The following is a 6,776-nucleotide window of genomic DNA, read 5'->3' as shown; positions in this document are numbered from 1 at the left end:
GGTCAGCGCCGAGCTCCAAGCCTTGCCGTGCGAGCTTCTTCACGAAGGCGCCGGCGAACTGGTCCGGCATCAGCACCCGGCCGCGGTCGTAGCCTGCCCGGGCGAGGCGGGATTCGGCGTTCAGGTGCCCCGGTGTGGCATAGGTCGCGCGACCGGGCGCCCGGTACGACGAGTCGCCGTTGGCCAGGCGCAGCTGCGGCGGCAGGATGCTCGCTCCGGGCCGCTCGGCGTCCAGCGCCACCGCCTTGGACAAGCCCTTGCTGGTGAGGCCGTCCAGCAACGCGGTGAGCTGGCCGGGTTCCATCTGGCCGAGTTCGTCCGGCAACGCGAGGCTGATCGCGCGGGTCAGGTCACCCGCGCGCCACTCGGCCTGCGTCTCCTGCACCTCCGCCAGCGCCTGGCCGAGGATCTCGTCCTCGTTCCACGCCTCGGCTTCGGCGCGCTGCTGCCGCATCCCGAGTACGCCGTCGGCGACCTTGCGCAGGCCGCCTGACACCTCGGCGCGCAGCTCGGCGTCCCACCGTTCCAGCCGCTCGGCGGTCGTCTCGCCGGTGTGCGACTTCGCCTTGCGGGTCGCGAGAGTCGCGCGCTGCTGCAGCCGATCCAGCTCCAGCCCGTTCGGTTCGCGACCGAACCTGGCCTGGAAGTCCCGCACGAGCCCGGCGGTCGTCTTGGTGATCGCCCGCCGCCGCGAGCTGAACAGGTCCATCACGGGCTGTTCGATCCCGACGATCTCGCGGGCCTCGCCGTCGGCGCGGAGTTTGAACTCCACGCCGAGCGTCCGGGTCAGGTGCTGCTCCATCACGCGCTCGCCGACCGCGCCGGCCGCGGCCCGGTACTTGTAGAGGGCCTGGCCGTCGAGGGTGCGCCACTTGCCGTCCGGGCCTTGGACCCGGTTCAGGATCGCGTTGTGGATGTGCAGTTGCGGGTCGTGGTCGCGGGAGTCGTGCTGGAAGAACGACGCGATCGTCCAGTCGTGCGCGTCGGCCCACCGGCCGGTCACGCCGCCGTGGTGACCGACCCGGACATAACCGGCCTTGTCGGTCAGGTAGTCCAGCGCGGCCCGGTTCCCGGCCCAGATCGCTTCCTCGACCGCGCGCCGGTGCTGACCCCACGCCTCGGCCTCGGCGTCGGCCTTGCCTACGGCGTCGCCGTATCGGTGCACCGATTGCTCGTCACCGGTGCGCACCGCTTCGGCCAGTGCACCACGCGCGGCTTCGGCTGCACCGATGGCCCGCACCTCTTCGGCCTCGAACGCGGTGTGCAGCACCGTGACCGACTTCTGCACCGAGAACGTCGCGTCGTGGAACGCGGTGTTGCGTTGCGCCTTCTGGCCTGCCAGGACGCGCAGCTCCGCTCGCCGCTCCGCATCTGCACCGGGCTCCTTGGCCAGTGCAGCCGCGTACAGCTCGTCCTCGGTCTTGTACGCGCGCCCGGTGTGGCCGAGGGTGTCGGCCTCGTCCCACTGCGAGGGGTCGCGGAACCGGGCATCGCGCGGGTCGAGGAACCGCTCGTACAGCGCGTTCATGTCCTGCGGGTCGACCTCGCCGGCCAGGCCCAGCGTCTCGGCGGCGCGGCCGTACCAGCGGCCGGGCGGCTCTCCGGCCGCGGTGGCGCCGGTGTAGTAGTTCTCCCTGCCGGCCGCGACTGCGCCGAGCAGGTAGTCGGAGCTGTGCCCGCTGCCGATGCGCATCACGAGGCACCCCCGGGCACCCGGGCAACAGTCGCGCGGCCCACGGACGCCTGGCCGTGGGCCGCGTCAGCCGACCGACGACAAACGGAGTCGAGGCTCCATCTGATCGTGATGCATTGGTGTGTATCGATGTTCTTGGTCTTCGGGTTGTCTGCTTGGTGCTGCTGGATTGTCACTTGGTTGGTGGTTCCTTCGGTCGCGTTGGTGACTTGCTGCTGGGTCTTGGCTGGGGTGTTGATCGGGTTGTTCATCGGGTGCTGCTGTTTTCGAATTCGCGGTCTGTGCTGGTCTCGTCGGCCTGGTCCTCGGCTGGGTTTTCGCCGGGCTCGGTGATCAGCTGGAGTTGGCCTCGGATCTCGGTGGCCTCGGGTATGGCGTCCGAGCCGTCGCGGGGGGCGGTGTCGTCGGCGGGAGGGGTGAGCCAGCCGAGCTTCTCGGCGAGGCGACGGGCTACCCCGAAACCGCAGTCGAGGACGCGGGTGATCTCGCGCTGACTGAGCGGCGCTCCGCCGTGCTTGGTCGCCGATACCCGGAGCAGTTCGGCCAGGTCGTCGTCATCGGAGCGGCGTGCTCGGCCGCCGGTCGGAGCGGGCTTGGTGGTGGCGTCGATCGATGGCGCGCTCTGCTCCGGAGCGCTGCCGGTGCGGAGCAGCTGTTGCACCGGACCAGAGCCCTGCACTGCACCGGCAGAGCGCACTGGAGCGGGCGAATCGGTGCGGCCGCTCTCTTGCACTGGTGCACCGCGCAGTGCACCGAGAGCGAAGCCCACCAGCCACCCCGGCAGTCCGGCAGGCTGCGGCTGCCGGGTTTCAGGCTCGGCCGCCGTGGGGCTGGTGAGGCCGAGCGCTGCCGAGTCGACCAGTGCAAGCAACTCGCCCGGGGTCAGTCGCCCGGCGGCGGGCAGCAACGTTGCCAGCTCGCCCGCCGACAGCAGGCCGTCGCGGATCGTCTGCAACGCGGCGGTCCTGGCCGCGCGGGCGGAGTCCAGCGGCCACGCCTTGCGGCTCGGGCAGATCGATTCCAGCCGCGACGCCATCCGGACGACCTGCTGCACCAGGGCCCGGGCCGCGGCCGGGTCATCGGTGCCGGTCCTTGCCAGGTGCACCCAGACGCGGGTGGTGATGACCGGCGAGGTGAACCAGGTCAGGACGCTGAGTTTGGCGCGGGTCGGCTGGGCGAGCTTCATGTGCAGGCGCAGCATGTGCGCGAGCATCTCGACCAGCACCGCGTAGGCCAGCGGCGCGAGTGCGTGCGCGATGGCGTCGGCGATTCCGGTGGCGGTGTCGATGTTCAGCCACACGGTGCCGCCGATGAACACGTACGTCGTCAGCAGAGCCCCGGGGATGCGCCAGCCCCTGGTCAGGGCGGCGAGGCGTAGCGCGGTGCAGGCGATGATCATGCCGTCGGCAACCAACGGCACGAGCGGGCTGTTGAACTTCGCCGACACCGCGCCGAACGAGCGGGCGCCGCCGATTGCGGCGACACCGAGCGCGGCGAGGATCGCCACCACGATCAGCACCCGGCGACCGGTCCAACCGCCCCGGCCCACCGATCGAGCGAATGCGCGTGCGGTCCGGCGGACCAGCAGGATCGCGCCGACGGCGAGGGCGGCGAACAGGACGAGTCCGGTCACGCCGGCCGCGACCATAGGCCCGGTCAGCGCGGTGCCGGTCGGCATCCAGTCGGGGACAACGGAGAGCGTGGTCATCGGTGACCTCCAGCGGTGTCGGAGACGGCGGCGAGTCCGCCGCGGCGGCCAGCCTTGACCTGGTCCTTGGTCGGGGCTGGCCCGTTGTGGTCGCGGTTCGTGGCCCACCAGGTGACGAACGGGTCGGCGTCGATCGCGAGCGGGACGGTGACTGCGACCTGGCCGGCGGGGTCGCGGTGCGCGAGTGCGTCACAGCCCGGCGCGTAGGCCGCAACCCGGCGAGTCACTCCCGGACGTTGCCGGTCGTGCCAATCGCCGACGAGCTTGTTCGAGGCTTCCGGGCCCTGGTAGGCGCCGGTCCAGGCGTCCATCAGCCACAGCAGTTCCTCGACGATCTCGGGGTGCCACAGCCAGCACGGCGGCACCGCGTCCCGGGCGTCGCCGTAGCGGAGGAACACCGTCTGCAGCCACGGCAGCAACTCGCTCAGGACCGCCTGCACGGCGGCCTCGTCCTCGGCGAGCGTCAGCCACGACCGGACCGGTCCCGGCTTGCCCTTGCCGTCACCCGCAGTTCCGGCGCGCTTGGCGGGCGATTGGGTCATCAGGTCGCCCAGCTCGGACACGATCGATGCGAGCCGCGCCACCTCGCCCGCGCTGGCGGCGTTCCGCACACCGCCCTTCAACGCGGCCACGTCACGCGACAGCGCCTCGACCGTGCGGGCGAGCCCGGCCACGGCCTGCTGTGCGGCGACGCCGGGGTCTTGGTGGTCGTTGTGCTTCACTGCTCGTCCTCCTCGTAGTGCTCGGCGAACCAGTCCGCCAGCGCGTCCGGGTCGAGCGCGACCCATCCGGTGGGGTGACCGTCGGCGTCGTAGGCCGGCCGCGCCTCAAGACCCCAGATCTCGGCGAAGTCCTCGCACCTCCACCTCGCCCGCAGCTCGTTGCCGTCAGCCTCAATCGGTGTGCTCATGCCGCCCCCGCCTCCCACTCGAGCGCGTCGGTTCTGGTGTCGGCCTCGGTCGCGGCGCAATCGTTCGCGTTGTCGTCGTTGGAGTGCCAGCGGATGAGTTGCTCGTCCCGCTCGACCTGCTGCGCCGCGCGTTCCTCGTCGTGGTGCGTCGCGGCGCGGGTGACAGCTTCGGCGGCACGGTCGATCGCCGCCGAAGCCTCACCTCGCCCCACCGGGTCATCACTGCGGGCAGCTTGTTGGCCGGTGTCCTGTGCTTCGCGTTGCCAGTCGTGCAAGGTCTTCCAGGTGCTGGTGCCGCCTGCGGTCGGCGTGACGCCGTCGGCGTGGCAGTCACCGCAAAGCTGGTCGGTCGTGCGCACGAAGTGGTCCACCGGGCCGCACTCGGCGCACACCTTCCGCGCCGCGAGAGCCTTCTCGACCGCCGCGAGCTGAGCCTCGGACGCGGTCCGCTTCGGCTTCGCGTGCGCATCCACGTACAGCCACGCGAACCGCTGATCCCTCTTCCAGCTCAGCCGGGCGAACGGCTCCTGCCCACCCCGAGACATCCCGCGCTCGCGCAGCTGCCGACGAGTCGACAGCCCCGACGGCGCCTGCCCGAACCCGAACTCGGGCAAGCCGTCGCGGACACGGCCCGGCCACCTGCGGCCGTCCCACAACCGGACCCACTCGACACCCCGCGTCATGACGGCTCCCCGTCCCACAACCGGACCGGCTTGCCGGTGGCTGTCGCGTAGGCGATCTCGCGGCGGGTCGAGTCCCCGACGTACCCGGCGGGATTCACCACGTAGACCCAGCTCGCCAGATCGATCTTGGCCAGGTGCAGCCGGTCAAGGCGTGCCTTATCGGCAGCGCTGACCGGGTCGCCTGCATGGCCAAAGACCCCGGGCGCGAGCACGATGTACCCGGCCAGCGTCAGCTCCCGGTTCACCGCGGCGATCTCGTCGCGGAACCGCGTCGACCCGCAGATCACCACCACCACTGCTGCCGTCATCGCACACCACCGCTCGGGCGGTCGACCTTGCTGGCGGTGCGATCGTCCTGGCCGGCACCTGCCGCGCGCGCTTTGCGGGTGGCGGCGATGAGCCGGAGTCGTGCCATGAACTCCCGCGCCGGGTCGTTCGCCTCCAACCACCGCACCGCCGCACCGACCCTTCGGGCAGCCGGGTCGGTGATCCGTGTGCGGGCCACGCCTGCGATGCGGCCGAACCCGGAGGCCGCCTGGTCGCGGAGCCATTCGGTCTGGCCGAGCAGCCATCCCCCGACCCGGGCCTCGGCAGCGGTCTGCAGCCTGACCGCTGCTTGCACTGTCGGTCGGTTGCGGAGCTGCTCGGTGCGCACATCCCAGCGCTTGTAGGCCATCCGGGCTTTCGTGATAGCCGGTGGCATGCCGTTGCTGATGACAAGGACCTGCCCGGTCCGCAGCTCCTGCACCTGGCCCGGCGTCAGGACCGGGGTCTTGCGGGTGCTCTCCGACCGCGAACCGGTCGAACGGTCACGCGTGATCGCGGGCTCTTCACGTTCACCGGCCAGCGTGGACCAGTACCGCAGGTCATCATCGTCGCCGGTGCCACCGAACAGCACCTTTGTCGCGGTGTTCGTCAGCAGCGAGCCGGTGGCAGCGTCACCGAACCGCTCCCGCATCTGGGCGCGGGACTGCGCCGCGATGTGCATGGTGATCCCGCGCGACCCGAAGTCACCCGACCACTGGTCGAGCGGGATCAGGCAGATCAGCGCGGCCTCGTCCAGCACCATCGTGAGCGGCGGATCGAGCCGCTCCCCCGGCATCCCGGCCGCCAATCGCCTGGCCTGGCGGGCAATGTGCGCCGTCAGCGCGGTGACCAATGGCGCGGTCTTCTTGTCGTCGGCACCGATCAGGTACACCGTGCCGTTCTCGTCCAGCAACCGCTGCACGTCGAACTGCGGGCCACCCCGCAGCGCAGACGCCGCGGCCGACGGGACCGACAACCAGCTCAGCGCGGGCATGATCGACGTCGAGATGCTCGACTGAGTGTTCGGGTTGTTGGTGAAGAACTGCTTCGCCTCCTGCTCCATCCCGGCCGCCGACGCCCCAACGATCCGCAGCTCGTACAGCACAGCGCGTGCGGCCTCCTCCGTCGGATGCGCGACCCACTGCTGCACGTCGAACATCGAATAGCCGCCCAGTGCGGCAGCGTGCATCAACGCCTGCAGCGTCTGCTTGGCGAACCCGTCCCACCGCTCGCCCTGCCCATCGCTCTTCGACCGGCCGATACCGTCGATCAGGTCAGCTGCCCGGTCCATGGCGACCGCCGCATCCGTGCAGCCGTTGAGCGGGTCGAACCCGATCGTCGAACCGTCCGTGGTCAAGCCGGACGGGTCGAACACCCACAGCGGGCCCTTCCGGCCCCGGCTGGCGCTGGTCAGGCGCAGGATGTCTTGCTTGGTGGAGGTGGTGATCACCGCGCCCGGAGCATCCAGGACGTGGT

Annotated in this window: 8 protein-coding genes; all 8 read right to left on the bottom strand. The window is 70.9% G+C overall.

Translation table 11 applies throughout. The annotated features are described in order from the left end of the window. Positions 1-1,693: MobF family relaxase (gene mobF, locus VFG33_RS09975; RefSeq protein ID WP_325024756.1), on the bottom strand; the 1,693-nt coding region annotated here is incomplete at its 3' end. Next, positions 1,693-1,944: a hypothetical protein gene (locus VFG33_RS09970; RefSeq protein ID WP_325024755.1), complete on the bottom strand. Its 252-nt coding sequence runs from the start codon at positions 1,942-1,944 to the stop codon at positions 1,693-1,695. The genes mobF and VFG33_RS09970, both read right to left, overlap by 1 nt. After that, positions 1,941-3,401 (bottom strand): DUF2637 domain-containing protein, encoded by a 1,461-nt coding sequence (locus tag VFG33_RS09965; protein WP_325024753.1) that lies wholly within the window; start codon positions 3,399-3,401, stop codon positions 1,941-1,943. Before VFG33_RS09965 ends, VFG33_RS09970 begins: the two co-directional genes overlap by 4 nt. Then, positions 3,398-4,123, bottom strand: a complete 726-nt coding sequence (locus VFG33_RS09960) for a hypothetical protein (protein ID WP_325024751.1) — start codon at positions 4,121-4,123, stop codon at positions 3,398-3,400. Before VFG33_RS09960 ends, VFG33_RS09965 begins: the two co-directional genes overlap by 4 nt. Further along, entirely contained in the window at positions 4,120-4,311 is a 192-nt protein-coding gene (locus VFG33_RS09955; RefSeq protein WP_325024749.1) for a hypothetical protein, read from the bottom strand. Before VFG33_RS09955 ends, VFG33_RS09960 begins: the two co-directional genes overlap by 4 nt. Then, complete coding sequence (locus VFG33_RS09950; RefSeq protein ID WP_325024748.1) at positions 4,308-4,994, bottom strand: RRQRL motif-containing zinc-binding protein; 687 nt, start codon at positions 4,992-4,994, stop codon at positions 4,308-4,310. The genes VFG33_RS09955 and VFG33_RS09950 overlap by 4 nt, the downstream gene beginning before the upstream one ends. After that, positions 4,991-5,302 carry a hypothetical protein gene (locus VFG33_RS09945; protein ID WP_325024746.1) on the bottom strand — a complete coding sequence of 104 codons (312 nt, stop codon included), beginning with the start codon at positions 5,300-5,302 and terminating at the stop codon, positions 4,991-4,993. The genes VFG33_RS09950 and VFG33_RS09945 overlap by 4 nt, the downstream gene beginning before the upstream one ends. Next, positions 5,299-6,776 (bottom strand): type IV secretory system conjugative DNA transfer family protein (locus VFG33_RS09940; protein ID WP_325024745.1); only part of this gene is annotated, 1,478 nt, incomplete at its 5' end. The genes VFG33_RS09940 and VFG33_RS09945, both read right to left, overlap by 4 nt.

Origin of the sequence: Kribbella sp. (assembly GCF_035687465.1) — a bacterium.
GTDB lineage: Bacteria > Actinomycetota > Actinomycetes > Propionibacteriales > Kribbellaceae > Kribbella.
This window is presented reverse-complemented; position numbering and strand designations above follow the sequence as displayed.